This window comes from Streptomyces sp. NPDC030165 (assembly GCF_055573595.1).
In genome coordinates, this window is the sequence record NZ_JBVIBD010000004.1 from 92,993 (window position 1) to 115,857 (window position 22,865).

17 protein-coding genes, 1 tRNA gene and 1 pseudogene are annotated in these 22,865 nt (G+C 72.7%); 6 read left to right on the forward strand and 13 right to left on the reverse strand.

Features of this window, described 5'->3' with window-relative positions; all coding sequences use genetic code 11:
* Positions 1–168 precede the first annotated feature (168 nt).
* The 7 genes and pseudogenes from pheA to ACZ4Z1_RS09295 form a co-directional block, all read right to left on the reverse strand.
* Positions 169–1,095, reverse strand: a complete 927-nt coding sequence (gene pheA, locus ACZ4Z1_RS09265) for a prephenate dehydratase (RefSeq protein ID WP_468485963.1) — start codon at positions 1,093–1,095, stop codon at positions 169–171.
* 239 nt (positions 1,096–1,334) lie between these two features.
* Entirely contained in the window at positions 1,335–2,642 is a 1,308-nt protein-coding gene (gene efeB, locus ACZ4Z1_RS09270) for an iron uptake transporter deferrochelatase/peroxidase subunit (RefSeq protein WP_468485964.1), read from the reverse strand.
* A complete protein-coding gene (locus ACZ4Z1_RS09275) occupies positions 2,642–4,789 on the reverse strand; it encodes a copper resistance CopC/CopD family protein (RefSeq protein WP_468485965.1) in 2,148 nt (715 codons plus the stop codon). Before ACZ4Z1_RS09275 ends, efeB begins: the two co-directional genes overlap by 1 nt.
* A 199-nt stretch (positions 4,790–4,988) precedes the next feature.
* Positions 4,989–5,429, reverse strand: a pseudogene (locus ACZ4Z1_RS09280) (copper chaperone PCu(A)C); the annotation flags it as partial.
* Positions 5,426–6,076 carry an SCO family protein gene (locus ACZ4Z1_RS09285; RefSeq protein ID WP_468485966.1) on the reverse strand — a complete coding sequence of 217 codons (651 nt, stop codon included), beginning with the start codon at positions 6,074–6,076 and terminating at the stop codon, positions 5,426–5,428. The gene ACZ4Z1_RS09285 and the pseudogene ACZ4Z1_RS09280, both read right to left, overlap by 4 nt.
* 80 nt (positions 6,077–6,156) lie before the next feature.
* Positions 6,157–6,957, reverse strand: coding sequence for a YcnI family copper-binding membrane protein (locus tag ACZ4Z1_RS09290; RefSeq protein WP_468485967.1), 801 nt, complete (start codon positions 6,955–6,957; stop codon positions 6,157–6,159).
* 138 nt (positions 6,958–7,095) lie between these two features.
* Positions 7,096–7,941, reverse strand: coding sequence for a hypothetical protein (locus ACZ4Z1_RS09295; RefSeq protein WP_468485968.1), 846 nt, complete (start codon positions 7,939–7,941; stop codon positions 7,096–7,098).
* A 303-nt stretch (positions 7,942–8,244) separates the two neighbouring features.
* On the opposite strand from ACZ4Z1_RS09295, the gene ACZ4Z1_RS09300 reads away from it, so the two are divergent.
* Both ACZ4Z1_RS09300 and ACZ4Z1_RS09305 read left to right on the forward strand, forming a co-directional pair.
* Positions 8,245–8,736 (forward strand): ATP-binding protein, encoded by a 492-nt coding sequence (locus tag ACZ4Z1_RS09300; protein WP_468485969.1) that lies wholly within the window; start codon positions 8,245–8,247, stop codon positions 8,734–8,736.
* Positions 8,737–9,029: 293 nt separating this feature from the next.
* A complete protein-coding gene (locus ACZ4Z1_RS09305; protein ID WP_468485970.1) occupies positions 9,030–9,671 on the forward strand; it encodes a TetR/AcrR family transcriptional regulator in 642 nt (213 codons plus the stop codon).
* A 97-nt stretch (positions 9,672–9,768) separates the two neighbouring features.
* On the opposite strand, the gene ACZ4Z1_RS09310 is transcribed toward ACZ4Z1_RS09305, so the two are convergent.
* Complete coding sequence (locus ACZ4Z1_RS09310) at positions 9,769–11,241, reverse strand: aminopeptidase P family protein (protein ID WP_468485971.1); 1,473 nt, start codon at positions 11,239–11,241, stop codon at positions 9,769–9,771.
* Between the two features lie 227 nt (positions 11,242–11,468).
* Positions 11,469–13,265 (reverse strand): PP2C family protein-serine/threonine phosphatase, encoded by a 1,797-nt coding sequence (locus ACZ4Z1_RS09315; RefSeq protein WP_468485972.1) that lies wholly within the window; start codon positions 13,263–13,265, stop codon positions 11,469–11,471.
* A gap of 647 nt (positions 13,266–13,912) precedes the next feature.
* Between ACZ4Z1_RS09315 and ACZ4Z1_RS09320 the strand changes: the two genes are divergently transcribed.
* Positions 13,913–14,632, forward strand: a complete 720-nt coding sequence (locus tag ACZ4Z1_RS09320) for a bifunctional DNA primase/polymerase (protein ID WP_468485973.1) — start codon at positions 13,913–13,915, stop codon at positions 14,630–14,632.
* A 224-nt stretch (positions 14,633–14,856) separates the two neighbouring features.
* Positions 14,857–15,552: a hypothetical protein gene (locus ACZ4Z1_RS09325; RefSeq protein ID WP_468485974.1), complete on the forward strand. Its 696-nt coding sequence runs from the start codon at positions 14,857–14,859 to the stop codon at positions 15,550–15,552.
* A 436-nt stretch (positions 15,553–15,988) separates the two neighbouring features.
* On the opposite strand, the gene ACZ4Z1_RS09330 is transcribed toward ACZ4Z1_RS09325, so the two are convergent.
* The 3 genes from ACZ4Z1_RS09330 to ACZ4Z1_RS09340 form a co-directional block, all read right to left on the reverse strand.
* Positions 15,989–16,957, reverse strand: a complete 969-nt coding sequence (locus ACZ4Z1_RS09330) for a DUF5926 family protein (RefSeq protein WP_468485975.1) — start codon at positions 16,955–16,957, stop codon at positions 15,989–15,991.
* 472 nt (positions 16,958–17,429) lie between these two features.
* Positions 17,430–18,128, reverse strand: a complete 699-nt coding sequence (locus ACZ4Z1_RS09335) for an ATP-binding protein (RefSeq protein ID WP_468486301.1) — start codon at positions 18,126–18,128, stop codon at positions 17,430–17,432.
* A gap of 216 nt (positions 18,129–18,344) precedes the next feature.
* Positions 18,345–19,187 (reverse strand): glycerophosphodiester phosphodiesterase, encoded by an 843-nt coding sequence (locus ACZ4Z1_RS09340; RefSeq protein ID WP_468485976.1) that lies wholly within the window; start codon positions 19,185–19,187, stop codon positions 18,345–18,347.
* 288 nt (positions 19,188–19,475) lie between these two features.
* On the opposite strand from ACZ4Z1_RS09340, the gene ACZ4Z1_RS09345 reads away from it, so the two are divergent.
* The gene (locus ACZ4Z1_RS09345) at positions 19,476–21,173 is read left to right on the forward strand and encodes a S1C family serine protease (RefSeq protein WP_468485977.1); all 1,698 of its coding nucleotides are present in this window, start codon (positions 19,476–19,478) and stop codon (positions 21,171–21,173) included.
* A 41-nt stretch (positions 21,174–21,214) separates the two neighbouring features.
* Positions 21,215–21,302, forward strand: a tRNA-Ser gene (locus ACZ4Z1_RS09350).
* Between the two features lie 152 nt (positions 21,303–21,454).
* Here the strand turns inward: ACZ4Z1_RS09350 and ACZ4Z1_RS09355 are convergent.
* Entirely contained in the window at positions 21,455–22,837 is a 1,383-nt protein-coding gene (locus ACZ4Z1_RS09355; protein ID WP_468485978.1) for a tyrosine-type recombinase/integrase, read from the reverse strand.
* Positions 22,838–22,865 lie beyond the last annotated feature (28 nt).

Here is a 22,865-nt window from a genome sequence, read left to right on the forward strand (position 1 = left end):
CAATATGTCGACTCCGCCCGGGTCGCGGCGCCCGTCGTGTCGACTTATCCCCAGGTCGAGAACCGGGCCTGTGGATAACTTTGTGGACAACCCCAAGACCCCAGACCAGGCCCCCGGCGGAGCCCTCCGGAACGCCGCCCGGCCGCTCCGCCACCCCCTGCGGGCGCCTCAGGCCCGCCCGTCGAGGCAACGCGTCAGCCAGTCCGCCGCGTCCGTGAACGCCTCGTCGACCGTGTCCGGCCGTACCGTCGCCCGCACCTGATCGGCGCGCGGGTACGACCCGAGGAAGCGCACCTCCCGGCAGACCCGCTTGAGCGCCATCAGCACCTCGCCGACCCGGCGGTCCGTGAGGTGCCCCTCGCAGTCCACCGAGAAGCAGTAGCGGCCGATGCCCTCGCCGGTCGGCCGCGACTCGATGCGCATCATGCTGACACCGCGGGCCGCGTACTCCTGGAGCAGCTCCAGCAGCGCACCGGGATGGTCCTCGCGCAGCCAGAGCACGACCGAGGTCTTGTCGGCGCCGGTCCGCGCGGCCGGCCGGGCCGGCCGGCCCACCAGCACGAAGCGGGTGGCGGCGTTCTGCGCGTCGTGGATCTCGGTGACCAGCGGTTCGAGGCCGTACGTCGACGCCGCGAACTCCCCCGCGAAGGCGCCGTCGTAGCGGCCCTCCTGGACCAGGCGCGCGCCGTCCGCGTTGGAGGCCGCCGACTCCCACACCGCCTCGGGCAGGTGCCCCGCGAGCCACTTGCGCACCTGCGGCTGGGCGACCGGGTGCCCGGTGACCGTCTTGACGTCCGCCAGCTGGGTGCCGGGCCGTACGAGCAGGGCGAACGCGATCGGCAGCAGCACCTCGCGGTAGATCATCAGCGGTTCGCCGGCGGCCAGTTCGTCCAGGGTGGTGGTCACCCCGCCCTCGACCGAGTTCTCGATCGGCACCAGCGCGGCCGCGGCCTCGCCGGCCCGTACCGCGTCCAGCGCGGCCGGCACGGACACCATCGGGATCAGCTCGCGGGTGGCGGACTCCGGCAGCGTCCGCAGCGCCGCCTCCGTGAACGTTCCTTCGGGCCCCAGGTAGGTATAGCGGCTGACCGACATGTCCCTCTGACTCCCTCACGCTCCGGTGGGGACCGCCTTTCCGATCACCCGCTCGCCACGTTACCCGCCCGGCCACCCGCCCCGTCCGGGAAGTCCGGAACAGCTCACGGGCCCCGGGACAGGCCGCGGGCCCCGGGACAGGCCACGAGTCCCGGGACAGGTCAAGTGCCCCAGAACTGGCCTGGGGCCCCGCAACCATTCCCAGCCCCACCCAGCCCGCAAGACACCCGCCCGAACGTTCACCCCTCCAGCAACGGCTGCCCCACATACCCGCCCGCCACCGCGGCCGGCGGCACCGCGAACAGCCCGCTCGCCTCGTGCCGCAGGAAGGGCGACAGCGCGTCCCCCCGGTCCAGCTTGCGCTGGATCGGGACGAAGGAACGCAGTGGGTCGGCCTGCCAGCAGATGAACAGCAGCCCGGCGTCCGGTGCGCCGTCGTCCCGGAACCCGTCGTGGAACGAGAAGGGGCGCCGCAGCATGGCCGCCCCCTGGTTGGACTCCGGAGCCGCGATCCGCGCGTGCGCGTCGGCCGGGATGACCGGCAGCCCGTCGGGGCCGTTCTTGTCGAGGTCCATCGTGGTGTGCTCGTCGCCGCCGGTCAGCGGTGCGCCGTCGGCCTTGCGGCGGCCTATGACCTTCTCCTGCTTGGCGAGCGGCTGCTTCTCCCAGTCGTCCAGCAGCATCCGGATGCGGCGGACGACCGCGTACGAGCCGCCGCGCATCCAGGCGTACGGGCCGCTGCCGGCGTCCCGGCCGACGAAGATCCGCTCGTCGAAGTCCTGGTCCGTCGGCTTGGGGTTGTTGGTGCCGTCGACCTGGCCCATCAGGTTGCGGGCGGTCATCGGGCCCGCGGTGGCGCCCGGTGTGCGGTTGAAGCCGTTCATCTGCCAGCGCAACCGCGCGGTCTCCCCGGCCTCCTTCTGGAGGGCGCGCAGCGCGTGGAAGGCGACCAGCGCGTCGTCGGAGCCGATCTGGATCCACAGGTCGCCGTTGCTGCGGGCGGCGTCCAGCGCGTCCGAGGAGAAGTCCGGAAGCGGTTCGAGCTGGACCGGGCGGCGCGCGGTCAGCTGCGTACGGTCGAAGAAGGTGCGGCCGAAGCCGAAGGTGACGGTGAGCGAGGACGGGCCCGCGTCCAGTGCGACACCGGTGTCCGCGGCCGGTGTGCGCCCGGCCATCAGCTCCTCGGCCGTATGCGACCAGCGGCGCAGCAGCGCGGCCGCCTCCTTGCGCCCGGCGCCCGGCGCGAGGTCGAAGGCGACGAGGTGGCCGCGTGCCTGGAGGGGGGTGGTGATGCCCGCCTGCTGCTTGGCGTGCTCGTCGCGGAAGGCGACCGCGGTCGAGCCGACGCTGCTCAGCGCGGCGGGCGGGTCGTCCTGGGCGGCGGCGACGCCGATCGCGCCGCCCGCGGCACCGGCGACGAGGCCCGCGGCGCCCGCGGCGCCGACGGTGCCCAGCAGGCGCCGACGGGACAGTTCGAGGGGGTGCGGGTGGTCCGTCCCGGTGCCGGTCCCGGAGGTGCCGCCGGAGGGAGAAGCGGTGGTCGTCATCAGTTGATCTTCACGTTCCTGGTCTCGGTGACCTGGTCGATGTCGGAGGTCCGTACGACCAGGGAGAGCTGCCACTGTCCGGGCACCGGCAACTGGACGCCCCGCGCGCTCCAGTGTCCCTCGCTGACGTGGTCGAGGGTGACCGGCAGCGGCCCGAGGTCCTTGTCCTTCAGGGTGAAGGAGATCTTCACCTCGGGGACGTCCCGCGTCCGGCCGTCCGGGTCGGCGATCCGCAGGTGCAGGGCGTTGGCGCTGCCGCTGCGGCCGGGGTCCAGGTCGACGCGCGCGGTGCCCTTGCCGCGCGGGCCGCCGGTGTCGAAGGGGATGTTCAGCACCTGCGGCTGGTTGGCGTCGGCCGACTGCGCGGCGCCGCCGACCGCCTTCACGGCCTCCTCCGTACGCGCCGGTTCGGTGGAGGTGAGCACGGCGGTGACGGCCAGCACCACCACGGCGACCGACGCCTCGGCGAGGACCGAGCGGCGCAGCCCGGAACGCTCCGGGTCGGCGTCGCGGATGCGCTTCGTACGGGCGGTGGCCAGCGCGGCGCGCTGCCGGGCGAGCTGCGCGGCCCGCTCGGGGTCCACGCCCTCGGACGGTCCGGCGGTGTCGGTCGGCCCGTCGGTGTCCGCCGGTCCGCCGGTGTCCGCCGTGCCCGCGCCGGCCGGTTCCGTCCCCTCTGCCTGTGCCGTACGTGCCGCCACGCTCTCCAGTACGGCGGTGGCTTCCGCCTCGGGCGCCGGGCCCTCGCCCAGCCGCGCCGTCCAGCGCCGCGAGAACCAGGCGACGCCGAGGAGGACGGCCACCAGCGCCACCTTGACCAGCAGCAGCTTGCCGTACGAGGTGTCGGTCAGCGCCTTCCACGTGCCGACCTGCCGCCACGACTGGTACACACCGGTCGCGACCACCACCAGGACGGAACCGAACGCGAGCCGCGAGAAGCGCCGGACGGCGGAACGGGCCACGGACGGGCCCCGGTAGAGGGAGACCAGCAGCGCGGTCAGGCCGCCGAGCCAGGTGGCGACGGCCAGCAGGTGCAGGACGTCCACGGGCATGGCGACGGCGGTCTGCAGGCCGGTCGAGGCGTGTTCGGCCATGGCCCAGGTCGCGGCCAGCCCCACGGCGACGACGGCACCGCCGACGGAGAGCCCGGGGGTGAGGTCCTTGCGGAGCTTGGCTTCGGCGTCCGAGGCGTCCGAGGCACCCGGGGTGCCCGCGGCGTCCGGAGTATCCGGGGCCCCCAGCGACCCGTTCCCCGCGCCCCCCGCTCCCGTACGCCCCTCGTCCCGCTGCGCGCGGGCGTACGCGCCGAAGAGGACCGCCACGAACAGGGCCGCGGCGGCGAGCAGCAGCAGCCGGGAGACCAGCGCGGCCCCCGGCTTGGTCTCCAGGACCTGGCGGAGTCCGCCGAGGTCGAAGACGTCGGTGAGGTCCCCGGACGTGGTGTACGGGGTGCGCAGCAGTAGCATCGCGATCGTCGCGGCGGTCAGCGTGGCCCAGCTGCGGGCGACCAGGCGCTGCACGGACCGTACGCGGGCGGCGGCCGGGCGGCAGATCAGCACGAACGCCGCCCCGCCCACCAGGACGACGAAGCCCGCATACGCGAGGTAGCGGGCGATGCCGTACAGCGCGCCGACCACACCGCCGCCGGCTTCCTGCTGCGGCAGCGGGGCGCTCGTCTCGGAGGGCGCGCCCACCGAGAAGGTGAAGGCGCCGGAGACCGGATGGCTGTCGGCGGAGACCGCCTGCCAGGCGACGGTGTACGTGCCGTCCGGGAGCCCCGGCGGCAGTCCGGCGCCGTACTTGACCGTCTCGCCGCTGCACAGGTCGCGCAGCTTGCCGCGGTCCACCCGCTTGCCCTGCGGGTCCAGGACCCGGACCGAGTCGTCGCCCATCGCGACGCCCTCGGAGAAGGTGAGCGTGACCTGTTCGGGTGCGCTCTGCACCACCGACCCCTGCGCGGGAGTGCTGCCGGTCAGCGCGGCATGGGCGGAGGCCGGGGCGGCGCCGCCGAGAAGCGTGCCGAGCAGGGCCGCCGCGAGCACCAGGAGGCGCAGTGCGTACGACCGGCGGGCGCGCGATGCGCCGCCCCGGCGTGCGCTCGGAGCGCGGGCGCCGGAGCCCGGTGCGCAGAGGACGGTGGTGGTCATGGCGAGGCGCCCCCTACTTCTCGGCGTCGTGCTGCGAGTGGCCGTTCGTGGTTCCCTCGTGCTGCGAGCCGTCCTGCTTCGCCGAGTCGTCGTGCTGCGTCGAGCCATGGCCCATCGACCCGTGGCCCATCGACCCGTGGCCCATCGACCCGTGGTCCATCGCGCCCCCGCCGCCGGAGCCCGACGTCGTCCCGCCGCCCTTCGGGGTGTAGGTGGCGGACTTCACCGGGACCTCGACCTTGAGCGGCTTCGACTTGTCGAAGTGCAGCTCGATGGTGACCCGCTGGCCCTCGACGGGCTTCTTCTTCAGCCCCATGAACATCAGGTGGTTGCCGCCGCGGGCGAGTTCCAGCTCGCCGTTGGCGGGTATGTCGAGGGACTTGACCTGCTCCATCTTGTTGTTCTTCGTGGTGTGGACGGTGACGTCGTCGCTCAGGTCGCTGGTGACGGAGGTGAGCTTGTCGGCCGTACCGCCGGTGTTCTTGATGATCATGAACGCTCCGGCCATGCTCCGGTCGACCGGCTGCGGCAGGTACGCCCCGGAGACCTTCAGCTCGGGTGCGCTGTCCCCGCCACAGCCCGCGAGGGCGAATCCGGCGGTCAGGGCGAGTACGGCGGCGAGGGTGGTGCGGCGGTTCACGGGTTCTGTCCCTTGATGATCTTCGGAAGTGCCTTGGAGTAGTGGTCGACGCCGGCGTCCTGCATCCCCATCCAGTGGATCTTGTCGTCCTTGGGGGAGCTGAGCAGGACCTGCGCGCCGTGGGTGGAGACCACGTCGCCGTTCTTCTTCTTGACGGGCTTCTCGATGCCGATGTTCACGCTGCGCGCGCCGGCCTGGATGGTGTCGAAGGAGCCGGTCAGGCCGACGAACTTCTTGTTGATGCCGCCGAGCCACTTCTTGAGCGCGGCGGGAGTGTCCCGCTCGGGGTCCGAGGTGACGAAGACGACGCGCAGGTCGTCCTGTTCGGCCTTGGGCAGCTGCCGCATCGCCACGTCGATGTTGTTCATCGTCAGCGGGCAGACGTCCGGGCAGTGGGTGTAGCCGAAGTAGACCAGGGTCGGGTGGCCCTTGGTCTGCTCGATCAGGTCGTACTTCTTGCCCTCGGTGTCCGTCAGGACCAGGTCGGGCTTCTCCATGGGCCGGTCGAGCGTGACGACCGGCTCGGATCGGGTGCCGCCGGAGACGCTGGCGGCGGGCTTGCCGCTGTCACCGCCGCTGTCGCAGGCGGCCAGGGTCAGGGCCGAGACCAGCGCGATGCCGGCGGCGGTCAGATTCCTCTTGCGCATGTACGTGTGTCCCGTTTTCAGGAAGGGTGTGCCGGCCCGGCGCCGGGGAGGCCGGGCGCCGGGGCGGGCACGGGGTCGGGTCAGGCGCCGCGGCGCCGGCCGGCGAGCACGCCGAACGCGACACCGATGATGCCGACGACGATGCCGGCGCCGCCCAGGACGCGCGCCGTGGTGTCGCTGCCGTCCGCGGCGGCCTGCTGAGTGTCGCCCGCGTCGCCGCCGGCGTTCTTCGTGTCGGCCGTGCCGGAGCCGTGGCCGTCACCCGACGCGGGGGTCAGTTCGAGCACCGGCGCAGGGTTCTCCGGCTCGGGGCCGCCCTCCTTGGTCGGCTCGATCCACCGTACGACCTCGTTGTTGTCGTACGTCTGGAGGGCCTTGAAGACCATCCGGTCGGCCTTGGGCAACTGTCCGACGGAGACCGGGAACTGCTGGAACTGGCCGGGCTCGATCTTGCTGCCGTCCGCGGTCCAAGTGATCTTCGAGACGGCTTCGGTGAGCTTCTTGCCGTGCGTTTCCAGGGGCTTGTCGAGCTTGGCCTTGGTGACCTCGACCTTCCAGCCCGGCACCGGCTGCGGCATGGCGGACGCCAGCGGGTGCTCGGTCGGCAGGGTCACTTCGAGCTTCACGGTCGAGGCGTTGTCGCGCTCGTTGGGGACCTTGAAGTTGACCGTCGCGTAGCCGCCCTGCTCGGCCTGGCCCGGCTGCACGCTGACGTGCGCGAAGGCGGGGCCGGCGAGCAGCAGTACGCCGCCCGCGGCGAGGCCGCCGACGACGGGCAGGCGGCGGGCGAGCCGGCCGCGGCGGCCGGTGTCCGGGGTCCGCGCGGCGCTCTGTGACGCTGCGGCAGGAGACGGTGACGGTACGGCAGTGGTATCAGACATGGCGGGAATGCACTCCACAGGCAGGAGGGACGGGGAAGAAACGGCCGGCGCGCGTGCGGTGACGACGGCGCACGCCGCCTCCTCCCGTGCGCCGGGGCGTGCCCGGTCCTGCAAGGCGGGGAGTGCGGTGCGTGGTCGTCAGGCCGCGAGGGCCAGGGCGGGCGGGCCCCGCCTGACGACACTGTGCTGGAGCGCGAGTTCCTTCGGGCGGGCTTGCTCGTCCCCGTACGAAAAACGCGCCACGGGGCGTACGTCCGCCGTCAGGAGCCCGGCGCACAGGGAGCGTACGAGCGCGAGCGCGCCGCGCAGCGCGCCCACGAGTGCTTCCGCCACCAGCGTCGCCTCCCGCGCCGCGGGCGCCGAGAGCCGGACCAGCCGCCACAGGGCCGCCTCGCCGCGGCGCAGCAGCCAGCCGGCGGCGAGCGCGGCGAGCAGGTGCGCCAGCAGCATCGGCAGCGAGGGCAGCAGCCCGTGCGCCGCTGTGGAAGTCGTGGCGGCAGGGTCCATGGCGTGCCCGGCGCCACCGCCCGGAGCGGCGGGGCCGCCCGGGCCGGCGACCGAGGTGTGCAGGATGCGGCGCGCCTCGGCGCCGTCCAGCTGCCCGGCGCCGAGGCCGCAGGTGATGTGCCGTGCGAGGGAGATGGCGGCCTGGTCGGAGAGTCCGCCGCCGCCCGGTGCGGTGGCGGCCGGCGGTACGGCGGCCATCCGGTGCTGCCCGAGTGCGAAGACGGTGTGCAGCGCGAGCTGGCCGACGGCCAGCGCCACGGCGATGCCGGGCAGCGAGCGTTCCCGCCCGGCCAGCGGTGCCGCGACGGCGAACACCGCCGCACAGCCCACGCCCAGCGTCCACAGCGGGACGGCGGCGCAGGATCCGATCATGTGCCCGGCCGCGGACAGCGCGACACAGACCGCGGTGAACACCGCGGCCCTCAGCAGCCGCAGGTCCGCGGCGGCGCGCTCTTCGGGGTCGGACGGGGCAGTCATGGCCGCGCCATCATCCCACTGCCCCCACCGCCCGCGTACGGCAGGTCCGCCGCCCGGCACCCGGCGGATCGCGCCATTCCGGTCCGCCGCAGGTCAGTACGGGGCGCGGGGAGGAGGGGGCGGCGCCGGAGCGCTGACGCGGAGCGCCGGCGCGTACGCGGGCGCACGGACAGCGCCGTTACACCGGCAGGTGTCGGGGGCGCATCCGCCGAATGAGCGGAGTCACGCCCGGGGCACGCTTACGGACCATGCGCCCCGGCAATACGTATCGGTATGTCGAGCCGCGACCAGGAGGCTGCAGCGATGAGCATCTGGTGGTCCCTGCATCTGCGGCGCGAGGCCGCGAGTGTGCCGCTCGCCCGGCGGCTCCTGCTGGGAACGATGGAGACGGCCGGGGTGGACCCGGATGTCTCCCACGACCTGTCGGTCGCCCTCTCCGAAGCGTGTGCGAACGCCGTCGAACACGGCGGCGACGCCGCTACGGAGGACTACCGGGTCACCGCCTTCATCAACGGCGACACCTGTCGTATCGAAGTCACCGACTCCGGTCCCGGGTTCCGGGACCGGGCCCGCAGGTCCAAGCGCCCCGGGCGGAGCGCGTTGCCCGATCACGCGCCGCCCCCGCCCATGGCAGCCCCCGCCCCGGCCCAGGCCGAGCACGGACGGGGGCTGTTTCTGATCGAGGCCCTGACCGACCACGTCCGCTACCGCAACCGCACCGGGCGGCGCGGCGCGGTGGTCAGCTTCGACAAGATCCTCAAGTGGAAGGAGGAGGTGCCGCTGATGGCGTCATGAGGGCGCGGATGCGGCGTACGTACGGCTCCGGCCACCGCACCCGCACGTACCGGCTCAGGCCACCGCACCACCGGCTCCGGCGTGCCGGGAACGTGCCGAAGAAGCTCCGGGAACCGTGGCCCGGCCGGCCTCCGCCCGGTGGCGGATTGCGCGGTCCCGCAGGGGAAGGACGTCCCCCGCCGCGTCCCCGACTGCCGCGGGACCCACGCACACCCGACCTAACGCGAAGCGACTCGCGTTAGCGTGTTCTGGACGATACGTGGCCTGAACCCGCACTGCAATACGGAGCCGCCGTGAGCACAGCGCAGCACCCTCCCGGAGCGTCCCGGCCGGGGGGACGTACGGCGCGTACCAGACAAGCCGTACTGGACGCGGTCTTCGACGAACTGGGGGACGGCGGTTACGCCGCGCTCACCATGGAACGCATCGCCCAGCGCTCCGGCGTCCACGTCGCCACGATCTACCGCCGCTGGCGCTCCACCGAGGGCCTCGTCTGCGAGCTGATGGCCGACCTCAGCGCCGAGATCCCGCTCCCGGACACCGGCACCCTCCGCGGCGACCTGCGCGCACTGGCCCGCTCGATCGCCGCCTTCTACGCGGAACCGCGGTATCACGGGCTGCTGGAGGCGGTGGTGTCCGCGGCGGCCCGCCAGAGTGAGGCCGCCGACGTACTGCGGCAGTTCTTCGACCAGCGGCTGCGGCTGGCCGGCAGCATGGTGACCCGCGCCGCGCAGCGCGGCGAGATCCCCGCCGGCGCCGACCCGGACGAGGTCCTGGCCGCCCTGGGCGCGCCCTTCTACTACCGGCTGCTGATCGCCCGCAGGCCCGTCGACCTCCGGCTGGCCGACTGCGCCGCGGAGGCCGCCTGGGCGGCGGCACGGGCCGGGGTCTTCACCCACACCGAGAACGCCGAAGGCGGCCGGCAACTCCCGTAGGAGCCACCGGCCGCCTCCTGACGACTGTGATCAGGCCCGGGCGACCAGGTCCGGGCGGTCAGACCCGAACGATCAGGCCCGGGTCATCAGGCCCGGCTCAGGCGCGGCGCCCGGTCAGCTCCGCCATCCACGCCTCGACCTCGTCCGCGCGGCGCGGCAGCGCGGCGGACAGGTTCCGGTTGCCGTCCTCGGTGACGAGGATGTCGTCCTCGATGCGCACGCCGATGCCGCGGTACTCCTCCGGGACGGTCAGGTCGTCCGCCTGGAAGTACAGGCCGGGCTCGACGGTCAGCACCATGCCGGCCTCCAGCGTCCCGTCGACGTACGCCTCCGTGCGGGCGGCGGCGCAGTCGTGGACGTCCAGGCCGAGCATGTGGCCAGTGCCGTGCAGCGTCCAGCGGCGCTGCAGCCCCAGCTCCAGCACCCGGTCCACCGGGCCCTCGACCAGGCCCCACTCGACCAGCTTCTCGGCGAGCACGCGCTGGGACGCGTCGTGGAAGTCGCGGAACGCGGCGCCCGGCTTGACCGCCGCGATGCCCGCTTCCTGGGCCTCGTACACGGCGTCGTAGATCTTGCGCTGGAGGGCGTTGTACGTGCCGTCGATCGGCAGCGTACGGGTGACGTCCGCGGTGTAGAGGGTGGTGGTCTCCACGCCCGCGTCCAGCAGGAGCAGGTCGCCGGAGCGCACCTGGCCGTTGTTGCGGACCCAGTGCAGCGTGGTGGCGTGCGGTCCCGCGGCGCAGATCGAGCCGTAACCGATGGCGTTGCCTTCGACGCGGGCCCGCAGGAAGAACGTTCCTTCGATGTAGCGCTCGCTGGTCGCCTCGGCCTTGTCCAGGACCTTCACGACGTCCTCGAAGCCGCGCACGGTCGAGTCGACCGCCTTCTGCAGCTCGCCGATCTCGAAGTCGTCCTTCACCAGGCGCGCCTCGGAGAGGTACTCCCGCAGCTCTTCGTCGCGCTCGGCCGTGACCTTGTCGGTCAGCGCCGCCTCGATGCCGGCGTCGTGGCCGCGTACGACGCGGACCGGGCCGGTCGCCGCGCGCAGCATGTCGGCCAGCTCGCGCACGTCCGCGCAGGCCACGCCGAGCAGCGCGGCGGCCTCGGTCAGGCTGTTGCGGCGGCCGACCCACAGCTCGCCCATGCCGTCCAGCCAGAACTCGCCGTTCTCACGGTCGGAGCGGGGCAGACGGTAGACCGTCGCGTCGTGGCCCTCGCCGTTCTCGCGGGGCTCCAGGACGAGCACGCTGTCGTCGGTCTGGTCGCCCGTGAGGTAGACGAACTCCGTCGAGGCGCGGAAGTCGTACTCGGTGTCGTTGGAACGGGTCTTCAGGTTGCCCGCCGGGATCACCAGGCGCTCGCCGGGGAAGCGGCGGGACAGCGCCGCGCGCCGCCGGGCCGCGTTCGGCGCCTGCTCGATCGGCTCCAGGTCGCGCAGCTCGGTGTCGGCCCAGCCCGACTTCATGTTCTCCGCAAGCTCGTCCGACACGCCCGGGTAAAGGCCGTTCTTGCGCTGCTTGATCGGCTGCTCGTCCTCGTCCGGGGTCTCCGGCGTGAGCTCGTCGGTCACTATGCCTCCTTGTAAGACTGCACCGCATTCCATCGTAAGTGCGGACGGAACAGGGTCCAGGGGCCGGAAGCGGTGAGGTATCAGACAGTCCGGGTGGGAGTACGGGGGCGGGTCCGGGTGGCCGTACGGGTGCGGGGGCCCGGGTACGGAAACGGGTGCCCGTACGGGCACGCGCGCAGCCTCTGCCCCACATAGGGCCACTACAGCGGCCCGGCCCGCCGCCGCCCCTACTCGAAGTACACCGCGAGCAGCACCACGTCCTCCGGGGACTCCGGATCGTCGAGCCCGCCCGGCAGCAGGGTGCGCAGCAGGTGGTCCGTCAGCGCCTCCGGGTCGTGGCGTGCGGCCCGGGGGACGCCCGCGGCGGCGGCGTGCAGCCGGGCGAAGGCGCGGTCCATCGGCTCGCCGGTGCGGCGCAGCAGCCCGTCGCTGTACAGCAGAAGGGTTTCTCCTGGCGCCGGTCGCAGCTCCACGCTCGGCGCTTCCCAGCACGCCAGCATGCCCAGCGGCGCGGACAGCGAGGTCTCCACGTACTCGGTACGGCGGTCGCCGATGATCAGTGGCGGGCAGTGCCCGGCCCCGGCCAGCACGATCCGGCGCGCGGCCGCCGTACCGGAGAGCCCGGCCGCGCCCGGCACCCCGGCCCGGCCTCCCGTGTCCGTGCCCGGCCCCGGGCCGGTTCCTGGCCCTGTACCGGCTCCAGGCCCTGTACCGGCTCCCGGCGCGCCCGGTGGCGCCTCGGCGAAGGCGAACAGGGCCGTCGCGCTGCGGGCCGGTTCGGTCAGCCGCAGCAGCAGTTCGAGGTCGGAGAGGACCGCGACCGGATCCTCGCCCTCCATCACCGCGTACGCGCGAAGCGAGGCACGCAGCCGCCCCATGGCGGCCACCGCGCCCGGCCCTGCGCCGGTGACGGAGCCGACCGCCAGGCCCAGCGCGCCGTCCGGCAGCGGGAGCGCGTCGTACCAGTCGCCGCCGCCGAGCGGCCCGGAGCCGTGCCGTATCGCGAGCCGTACGCCGGGGACCCGGGGCAGCCTGCTGGGCAGCAGCTCCTCGCGCAGCGTGGCCACGGTCTGCCGCTGGCGGTGCAGTTCCAGGAGGCGGGCCAGGTGTTCGGTGGCGTACGAGAGGTAGAGGCCGATGAGGTGGCGCTGCCGCTCGGCGGGTTCGGCAGGTTCGTCGTAGAGCCAGACCGCGGCGCCGAACCGGCCGACGGACCCGGCCTCCAGCGGTACGGCATAACTGGCCGCGTATCCGAGGCGGGCGGCGACCTCCCGCAGGCGGGGGTCGAGGCCGGGCTCGCCGGGGATGTCGGGCTGGGCGATGTGGCCGTGGCCGCAGGCGACGCAGCCGGAGCCGTCGGCGCGCCTGCTGTTCGCCGCCGGGCGGCCGCTCTGGTCGCCGCTCTGGTCGCCGCCGGGGCCGGGACCGGTGCGGGTGCCGGTCGGTGTGGGGGCCGCGCCGCTGATGGGCGCCCCCGCCGGGCACCCGTCCGGTCTTTCCGGTCTCTCCGGTCCTGCCGGTCCTGCCGCTCTCTCCGGTCCTGCCGGTTGTCGTTCCGGTCGCTCCGGGGTGGTCCGGGTGCCGGGCGCCCGGCACCGCTCGTGCCCGTCCGGCACGGGCAGGCCGTCGAGGATCCGGCCGAAGGACAGCGCGCGGCGCGGCACGGTCTCGATGTGGCCGATGTCCGCAGGTCCGAGTCCGAGGCCGATGGTGGTGTCCGGTCCGTGCCCGTCGGGCGGTTCGAGGACCACCAGGCCGCGCCGGGCGCCCAGGAGGGAGGCGCCGGCGCGCAGCAGCTCCTGGAGGGCGGCTTCGAGGGGCCGCGTACGGGCCAGCTGCCCGGTGAGGTCGTGCAGCGTGGTGAGGTCGGAGATCCAGCCGGCGAGGCGGTCCTGTACGGCCGCGGGGCGGGTCTCGGGCGGGGTGTCCGCAGGGGCTGCTGCGGTTGCGGACTCGGCAGTGTGCGTGGGGGCGGGAAGTGCTGGTTCGATTCCAGCCACTTTCGGAACGTGAGGGGCGGTCATGGCCGACGGCTTACGTAGCGCCGGGTGAATCCCCAGGTCAGGCCGCTTGTTGGTGTGAGCTGCGGCGTTTTGTTGAGTGCTGTTGAGTAGTGTGCCGAACTGCGCAATTTCCTCAATAGCATCGCAAACCCCCATGTCATGCTGCTCCGCTATTAATGCCTCCACATGTACACGCCCTGGTGACACGATGTCCAGCATTGTCCTCATGGGGTTTGTGGTGTCAACGGGACTAGGAAGTTGGCCGGAAAATGTCCCCCCGAACGTCAATTTGAGGTCGACTGACGGCGTTCGACAGTGCGTCATCACCACCATGGCGGGTACGTACTCGGAAAGGCGCGGAGCCAGTTGGGGCCGCGCCGGAACTCTCCGACGGGCACGGGCGTCTAACACGGCGACGACCGCGCCGCACCGCACCCCCAAGTGGCGGATCTGCTTCACGGGACAGCAAGCGCCATGCGTGCGCCACCCTCCGCCACGTTCCACGCTCGGCGTATGGCGTGATGCGCTGCTCCGTACACGCAGTGACCAGAGATCCACGTGGCGTCAGGGGTTCGCAGGAGCCACCGAAGAACGCCACGCAGCGGCATGAACCGGCATGTAGTGCGATGGACATAGCCCTCGGCGTTAACGGAAAGGAACGAGCGCTCATGCGCGAGATCCTCGGAAGGCGACGCAAGCTCCAGCTCCGGCGCGGCGGAAGGTCGGCGCTGCTCGGTGCGGCGCTCCACTGCGCCACCGAGTGGCAGTGGCCCGTACTCCCGGGTGTCGGGCTGCGGACCGGCGGTAAACCGGCGGGCGGCAAGCCGTCCGGCGGATGGGGGCGCGCCGAGCGTGGCACGCGCCCGTGCAGTTGCCCGGACCCGGACTGTGTGGTGCCCGGCGCGCACCCCTTCGACCCCGGTCTGTTCGCCGCCACCACCGATGCCCGCATGGTGCGTTGGTGGTGGACGAACCGGCCGACCGCGCCCCTCCTGCTGGCCACCGGAGGCCACGCGCCCTGCGCGCTGAGCCTGCCGGCCGTCGCCGGGGCACGGGCGCTGGCCGCCCTGGGCCACTTCGGCGTCCGGACCGGCCCGGTCGTCGCCACCCCCACCCGCTGGTCGTTGCTGGTCGCCCCGTACTCCTTTGCGGAACTGGGCGAGTTGCTGCACTCCCGGGAGTGGGTGCCGAGCTCGTTGCGCTTTCACGGCGAGGGCGGTTACGTCGTGCTGCCGCCCTCGCAGATCGGTGCGGGCAAGGTGCGCTGGGAGCGGTCGCCGGGCACCGGCCCGGCCGCGCCCTGGCTGCCCCGGGTGGAGACGATCGTGGACGCCCTGGTCACCGCGAGTACCAGCGCGCCGGACGGCGGCAGCCGGCTCGCCTACTGAAGTGTCCGTGGCCCTCCCGTCGGTCACCTGTCCGGGGTATCCCCTTCCGCCGCCCGGCGCGGACGAAGAACGCGCGGGCGGTTCACTCGTACGGGTGTGAGCTGCCCGGTGTTGGCAGGGATTCGGGGGCATGAGCCCGATATGGGCCTGTTCCGGGTCGATATGTTCGGCGCACCGTCAATCCGGCGGTCAACTCCGTCGCCCTGACAACCCCAGGTGGTCCCATGGAGCGTGCGCCGAATCTCCGCATGATCGCGCTGGCGAGCACGGTCGCGCTCGCCGTCGCGCTGCCGCTGGCCGCCGCGACCGCCGGTCCGGCCGAATCCGATCGGTCGGCGGCCGACGGCTCCGCGAGTGCTGCACATCCGGATGCTGGTGTTCCGGTCGGTAGCGGGCCGTCCGCCGCGTCGGGGCCGTACGCGGCACCGGGGCCGCCCCGAGGTGTGCAGGCGGACCGGCGTACGGATGCGCGGACGGGCGCGTTGACGGATCCGGGTACGGGTGCGCGGACCGGCAACCGCACGGACGGACGTACCGGCAACCACTCGGACGGCCGTACCGACAGCCGCCGTGCCGCCCACTGCGGCCCCGAACTCGCATCCCCCGAAGGAGTGGAAGCCCAGACGTGCGTTCTCTCCGAGGGGGGCCGAACCTGGGGGCGTACGTACTACCGCAACACGTCCGGCAAGCCCCTGCACGCCGTCCTGACCCTGATGCGGCCGGACGGCCGGACCGTGCAGGCGCACTGCGCCCTGCCGGCCGGTGACGAGCCCGGGACCTGCGAAACCCCGCGCGAGGCGGGGGCCGGCGGCGTGGTGCAGTCCTCCGCGGTGGCGGAGGTCGCCGACGCGCGGGGCGAGCGGAAGCTGCTGCGCTCCGGCAGCAACCCGGCGCCGGAGCCGGGTGGTTCGGACCAATGACGGTACGGGAGCGGGGATGCGCTTCGAGTCGGCGCGCCGGCGGGAAGCCGAGGGCGGCCGGTGCCGCCCGTACGGAGGCGTGGGGGCCCGTCGCGGCGGGCGGGCCGACGGGAAGCGCGTGGCGGGCCGGGAACGGCGGCAGGCGGGCTCTCAGGGGCTGTGGCGGGCCGGTCGCGCCGGGACGGTGTCCTCGCGGCGTTCTCGTGACGTCCACACGGTTCCGGGGCCGTACGCCCGGCCGTACGGACGCGGGCATGGAAGCGCCCGGTCGCTGGCGACGGGGGATGCACCAGCGACCGGGCTCCTAGAACGGTAACAAGAGATTCGCGGTTCGCAAATTCGATCGTGGAATTCCGGACGCGTATTTACCGGTCGGTACCGCGACTTGTGACCGGAGTCACGCCCGGCGGCCCGTTCCGCGCCCCGGGGGCCACGGTCAGCTCAGCGTCACCTGACGGTTGGTGAGGCCGCCACGGGCGCGGCGCTCCTCCGGGGACAGCGGGGCGTCCGAGGCGAGCGCGGTGCCGAGCCGCTCCGCGAAGGCGGCGGCCGGCTTGGCCACGTCGTCGGCGCTCATCCCGGAGGGCAGGTCCCACACCGGCACGACCAGACCGTGCGCGCGGAACGAGCCGACCAGACGGGTGCCTTCACCGAGCGAGGACGTACCGGCCGCGTGCAGCCGGGCCAATGCGTCCAGCAGCTTCTCCTCAGGGTGGGCCATCACCCAGCGCAGGTGGTTCTTCTCGGGCGTCTCGCACCAGTAGGCGCCCTCCAGGCCGTCCAGCCGCTCGGTCGGGATGGCGGCGGCGTTCGCCCGCTCCAGGGAAGCGGCGACCTCACCCGTCGCGTTCTCGGCGTCCTCCACCCAGAACTCGAAGCCGCTGCGCACCTGCGGCTCGAACGGCGCGGCCGGGTCCAGCAGGTCCTGCAGGCGCGGACCGTCCGCGGCGGCGCGCTCGGCGGCGACCGGCGTGCCCGGCTCGGCGGCCAGCGCGCGGCGCAGGGTGTCGGCGAGGTCGCGGCTGAGGTCACCCGAGGCGGTGTCGTTCTGCAGGCCGAGCAGGACGGTGCCGTTGTCGCGGCGCAGCGCGGGCCAGGCCATCGGCAGGACGGTTGCCAGCGTCACCGACGGCACGCCCTCGGGCAGCCCGTCCTTGAGCTTCAACTCGACGGTGGCGGCGGGCACCAGCTCGCGCAGCGCCACCCAGTCGCACTCGCCCTGCAGGCCCTCGAAGGGGCGCTGCACCAGCTCGGTGGCGGCGTGCGCCGCGCTCCGGCCGTGACACGCCTTGTAGCGGCGGCCCGAACCACAGGGGCAGGGCTCACGCGCCCCGACGACGGGAATGTCGCCGTCCTTGATCTGCGGTGCTGCGGCCTTGGTCTGGGGACGGCGCTTCTTGGCCATGGCGAGGCTTTCTCCTGGTCGATCCTGGGCGTACGGACGCGTTTCGGCGCGAGCCTAGACGACTGGGACCCGCCCTGCGCCGCGCGCGGCGGCCGGTATCCGTGTGCTGCCCGGTGTCGCCCGGTGCTGCCCGGAAAAGGGGAGGCGGTGCGGCTCCCCGTGCGCCACCCTCAGGCGGCCCGCCCGCCGTCCGCTACCGGGCGGGCAACGGAACCGGTCCCGCGCGACCGCTTGCCGTCGTACGGCCCTGTGGGCGCCCGGGACGGCCGGGGTACGGCTCGGGCGCGGACGGGCGACCGCCGGGCGCGTAGGCGGGGCGGAGGCGGGACGGCGGCGGTGCCGGCCGGTTCTCCGAGCCGGGGTCGGCCTTGGACCGGCGGCCCCCCCCCCGGGGGCAGCGGCCCCCGGCCAGTGGCCCCCGGGCCAGCCGCCTCCCGGACCGTCCGCCGCCCCCCGGACCGTCCGGAGTGCCTCAGTTGGCCGAGTGGTCCAACTCCACCAGCACCAGCTCCGGCCGGGTGGCCGTGTCCCGCCGGGCGGCCGGTTCGCCGGCCCGGTCCGGTGCCGGGACCAGGTCGGTCCTCGGCAGGCCGGAAGCGCGCCCCGGGGCAACGCCGTTCGACCGCCCGGTCAGCGCGCCGTGCCCGGCGCCGGAGAAGTCGGCGGACAGCTCCACCGGCAGGTCCACGCGCGTAGCGAACGCGCTGCGCAGGCCGTGCAGGGTCAGCAGGGCCCAGACCGTGACCTCGCCCTCCGTGTCCTCCACGCCCCATTCCTTGGCGAGGGACCGGATGATCGCCAGCCCGCGGCCTCCCTTGGCGGTGACCGACGGAGTGGCCGGTTGTGGCCGGGTCGGGCCGCCGCCGTCGGTGACCGAGATGGTCAACTGGCCGTGCCCGTCGATGCACCACGCGGCGCGTATCGCGTCCGGTGTCGCGTCGCGGGCGGGGTCCCGTACGGAACCCGGCGCCTCCAGCACGCATATCGGACGTGCGTGCCGACATGAATTGCTCAGCAGTTCGGAAAGAATGAGTACCGCGTCGTCGACGACCGTGTCCTGAACGCCGCTTGCCAGCAGCTCCGTACGCATGCGCCGCCTGGCCGAGCCGACCCCCGACGGACCATGGGGAACGGCCATGACCGACGCCGTCGGCACCTCTTGTGCCACCATCAACGCCACCCCCGAGACCTCCTTCGCCCCACGCCACGGGATGGATGCCCCAATGGCCTGGACCGGAAACCGGCCAATCCCGGGGCGGTGACGCACTCGCAACGATCGAATACGGGTCGAATGCGCCGGTGCACTCCCTGTGACGGCTGCTAGGCCCTGTCGTCGGTTTTCCGCCTGCCGCGCGGTAGGCGAACGACGGGAATGTGACGACAGGGCCTAGCCCAGGGCGAGTTGGGCTCGTACCTGTTTGGGGCGGTTGGTGATGATTGCGTCCACTCCCAGGCGTTGACACAACTCGACATCCGCCTCGTCGTTCACGGTCCAGACGTGCACCTGGTGGCCCGCACGGTGCGCCCTGGAGACGTACTCGGGATGTGCGCGCAGGATGCGGACACCGGGTCCGGCGATGCCCACACCGGGCGGCAGTCGGCCGTCGCGGTGGCGCGGCGTCAGGAACTGCATCAGGTAGACACCAGGGATGCCGGGGGCCGCGGCCCGTACCCGGTGCAGCGACCGGGCCGAGAAACTCATGACGCGGACGGGCGGCGGCCCCTCGGCCGAAGCCCGGGTATGGCCGAATCTCTCCAGTAGGGCGACCAGCCGCTCCTCCACCTGGCCGGCCCAGCGGGTGGGGTGCTTGGTCTCGATGGCCAGCTCGACACGCCGGCCGGCGTCGGACGCGAGTTCGAGAAGTCGCTCCAGGGTGAGGACGGAGGTGCGTTCCGGATCCTCGTGCTGGCGGTCCGGCGCCTCCCCGGTGGCGTCCTCGTCCTCCTTCCAGGAGCCGAAGTCCAGCGCGGCCAGGTCGGCCAGCTCAAGGGCGGAGACTGCGCCGCGCCCGTTGGAGGTGCGGTTGACCCGGCGGTCGTGCACGCAGACGAGGTGGCCGTCGGCGGTGAGCCGTACGTCGCACTCCAGCGCGTCGGCGCCGTCCTCGATCGCCCGGCGATAGGCGGCCAGGGTGTGTTCCGGAGCGTCCTCGGACGCGCCACGATGGGCTACGACGGAAATGGGGGAAGCGCCCGGGGCGCGGTCCCGGAGCGGGTACGCGGTGGTCACCGGGTTATCGTGCCATCGCCCGCGGGAGGGATGCCGTGTGCACTACCTGATCCGCATAACATCAGATGCGCCTTTTTTGTCCGGCATAAAGGATGGGGAGACAGTCACAGCCTCGGCTTACGGCGCCCTGACGCGCGGTGGGAAAGGCTTGCGCCTGTGACAGTCGCCGGTACCGCCTGCCCGTCGCCCGTACGCCAGGGTCCTACGCCGCATCCTGGACACCGGACCGCATCCTGAAGGAGAGGCCGGGCCGTGGCCCGGCACCGTCGCGAAGCTGAGGAGAGAGCCGTGAGCACCGAGAACGAGGGCGCCGCCGTCCCGCCGGAGGCCCAGCCGCCGTCGGCGCCCCAGGGGTCGGACAGCGCACCCGAGTCCGGTGCGCGTCCTGCGGACGGCGCGGGGGCGCGGGACGTGGCGGGCACGCCGGGGGCGAAGGACACGGCGGGGGCGCACGACGCACAGGGAGCGGCCTCCGCCCCGGCGCCCGCTCCCGCCTCGACTCCGCCGTCCGCGCCCCCGCCGCCGGAGTTCGCGCCGACGGCCGGCCAGGCGGGCACGCCGGTCGGCGCTCCCGACCGTACGCAGCAGTTCTCCAAGCCGACGGACCCGCAGGACGGCCCCTACCCGGCAGGCGGCCCGCACCCGGCCTCCCAGCCGCACGCGGGCGCTCACCCCTACCCGGGCGGCGAAGGCGCCCCTTCCGGTGCCCCCGCCCACCAGACCACGCCGCCTCCGTACGGGACGGCGGCACACGGCGCTTCCGCGGGCGGCTGGGGTGGCCCCCCGCCCGGTTACGGAGGCGGCGGCGCGGGCGGCCCGGACGGCGTGTGGGGCGCCCCGGGCGCGCCCGCGCCCAAGAAGCGCCGCAACGGCGGCCTGATCGCCGCCGTACTCGTCGCCGCGCTGGTGGCCGGCGGCATCGGCGGCGGCATCGGCTTCTGGGCCGCCAACCGCAGTGACGCGAACTCGACGACGGTCTCCGCCTCCGGCGACCCCGAGGCGCTCAACCGCAAGCCCACTTCCGTCTCCGGGATAGCGCAGAAGGCGCTGCCCAGCGTCGTGACGATCGAGGCACAGGGCGCGACCGGCGAGGGCGGCACCGGCACCGGCTTCGTCTACGACAAGCAGGGCCACATCCTCACCAACAACCACGTCGTCGCCAGCGCCGCCCAGGGCGGCAAGCTGACCGCCACGTTCTCCAACGGCAAGAAGTACGACGCCGAGGTCATCGGCCGGGCCCAGGGCTACGACGTCGCCGTCATCAAGCTCAAGAACCCCTCCGACGCCAACCTCGTCCCGCTGCCGCTCGGCAGGTCCGCCAACGTCCAGGTGGGCGACGCGACGATCGCCATCGGCGCCCCCTTCGGCCTCTCCGGCACGGTCACCACCGGCATCATCAGCGCCAAGAACCGCCCGGTGGCCTCCAGCGACGGCGGCGGCGCCACCCCCTCGTACATGAGCGCCCTCCAGACGGACGCCTCGATCAACCCGGGCAACTCCGGCGGCCCCCTGATGGACGCCACCGGCAGCGTCATCGGGATCAACTCGGCCATCCAGTCCGCGGGCAACGGCGGCGGTGGCTTCGGCGGCGAGAGCCAGTCCGGCAGCATCGGCCTCGGCTTCGCCATCCCGATCGACCAGGCCAAGCGGGTCGCCAACGACCTGATCAAGAAGGGCCAGCCGGTCTATCCGCAGATCGGCGCGCAGGTCCTGATGCGCGACACCGGCGACGGCGCGACCATCGCCCAGGGCGGCGGCGCCGACGGCTCCGCCTCCGTCACCCCGAACGGCCCCGCCGACAAGGCCGGTCTGAAGCCCGGCGACACGATCACCAAGCTCGACAACACCGTCATCGACAGCGGTCCCACCTTGATCAGCACCATTTACCAGCACAAGCCGGGCGACAAGGTGACCCTCACCTACAAGCGCGGCGGCAAGGAGCAGACCACCCAGGTGACCCTGGGCCAACGCACGGGCGACAAGTGACGCGCTAGTCTGATCCCCGCGCACCGTCCTCCGGCGCGCGGGGAGGCTTGCCCGAGCGGCCTAAGGGAACAGTCTTGAAAACTGTCGTGGGGTAACCCCTCACCGTGGGTTCAAATCCCACAGCCTCCGCCGAGGTCAGCAAACCGCTGGTCAGGAGGGGCGCCCGAGCCAATCGGGCGCCCCTCCTGCGTTGGGGGTGTCTCACCCTGGCTCGCCGGTATCCCACCTTTGACCAGGGCGTGCGGGCCAGGCACGGGCCAGGAACTGGGCGGTCGCCCCCGTCATTCGTCCAGTTGCTGCTCGATCAAGCTGTTGGCTCGTGACTGCGAACCACGCAAGATCTTCGCGTAGAAGCGGTACAGCACGGCGATACTGTGGCCCGCCCGCCGGGCGACTTCCGCGGGGTCCACTCCCGCCTTCAACCACAGAGAGACACCAGCGTGCCGCAGGGCGTACGGAACATCCGCCAGGTCGGATTTCACCTCCACCGGCGTGAGAACCTGCCGCCGTGCCTCCTGCCACATCTCCGTGTACTCCGTGGACCGCACACGCCCACCCTGTGCAGCACGGAACACTCTGCCGTCAGGGGCAGTGCCATACCGGCCCATGTGCTCGCGCAGCATTGCCACGAGAACCGGCGGGATCGGTACCGACCGGGTGGTGCGGCGCGCTCGTCGTTTCAGTCCCCGCTCCTCGTACGACTTACCGTCGTCCGTCCACCCCGCACCGACCTCCGGCCGGCTTCCCCTGAGTACCAGCTCACCCCAGCCGCTGCCGGGCAGTGAGCAGTGGTCCTTCTTCAGGTCGGCGATTTCGGATGGACGCATAGCGGCGTAGTACAGGCACCCGAAGAACGCGTAGAGATGGTCACCGCGGGGTCCCTGGGCCCGCACAGCTTTCAGGAGGCTTCGAGCCTGCTGCGGTCCGGGTACGTACTGAAAGTCGATCTCGTCATCCGTCTTCGGCGGAGTCCAGTCGATGCGCATCATGGGGTTGGACGCCAGCACCCCGGTCTCCACGGCGTACCGCATCGCGTTACTCAAGACCATGACCTTCCGGTGCGCGGTGGTCTCGGCTGCCGGTTCACCGTCGAGCTTGAGCGACAGTGCATCAAGCGCTCTTCGCAGTTGGGCAGGCTTCGCCGCATCGGTAACCTTGAGCGAATGCCTGGCGAGCCATGACAGCGCTTCGGTGATTTCGTTCGGCGGCGCTTCGTGCACAAGCCTGCTTACCAGGGCGCCATCGTCCGTACGGGCAGCGCGAAATGCCCACGCACACAGTGCACGCCGCAACACCGTGCTGTCCGGCATACCGCGAGTTGTGGTCACGAAGACCGCCGTAGCACCGGCGAGGGATTCAGCGATATTGGCCCGCTGCTTGGCCGCGGCCTTCGGCCATTTCATGAGCATGTAGGCCACAGCGTGGTCATACCAGGAAGGACAGTTAAGCGCTTCCAGTTCGGCTGCGGGTAGGCCAGTCTCCTCGTCGAACTGCTGGCGGTTCTGAAGCGCGGTGAGCAGTTCTGCGCGTCGGCCGTCCGCTTGTGCCTTGGTCTTGTAGCTCTTCGAATAGGGTCTTGACCCCACGCGCCAGCGGAGCTCGAACGGCTTCGGACGGCCCTTCCGGGTGCGAATGGACCAGATCTCTACGTCGAAGGTCGGCATGGGACTCCGTACTGCGAGGGGGCCCGCC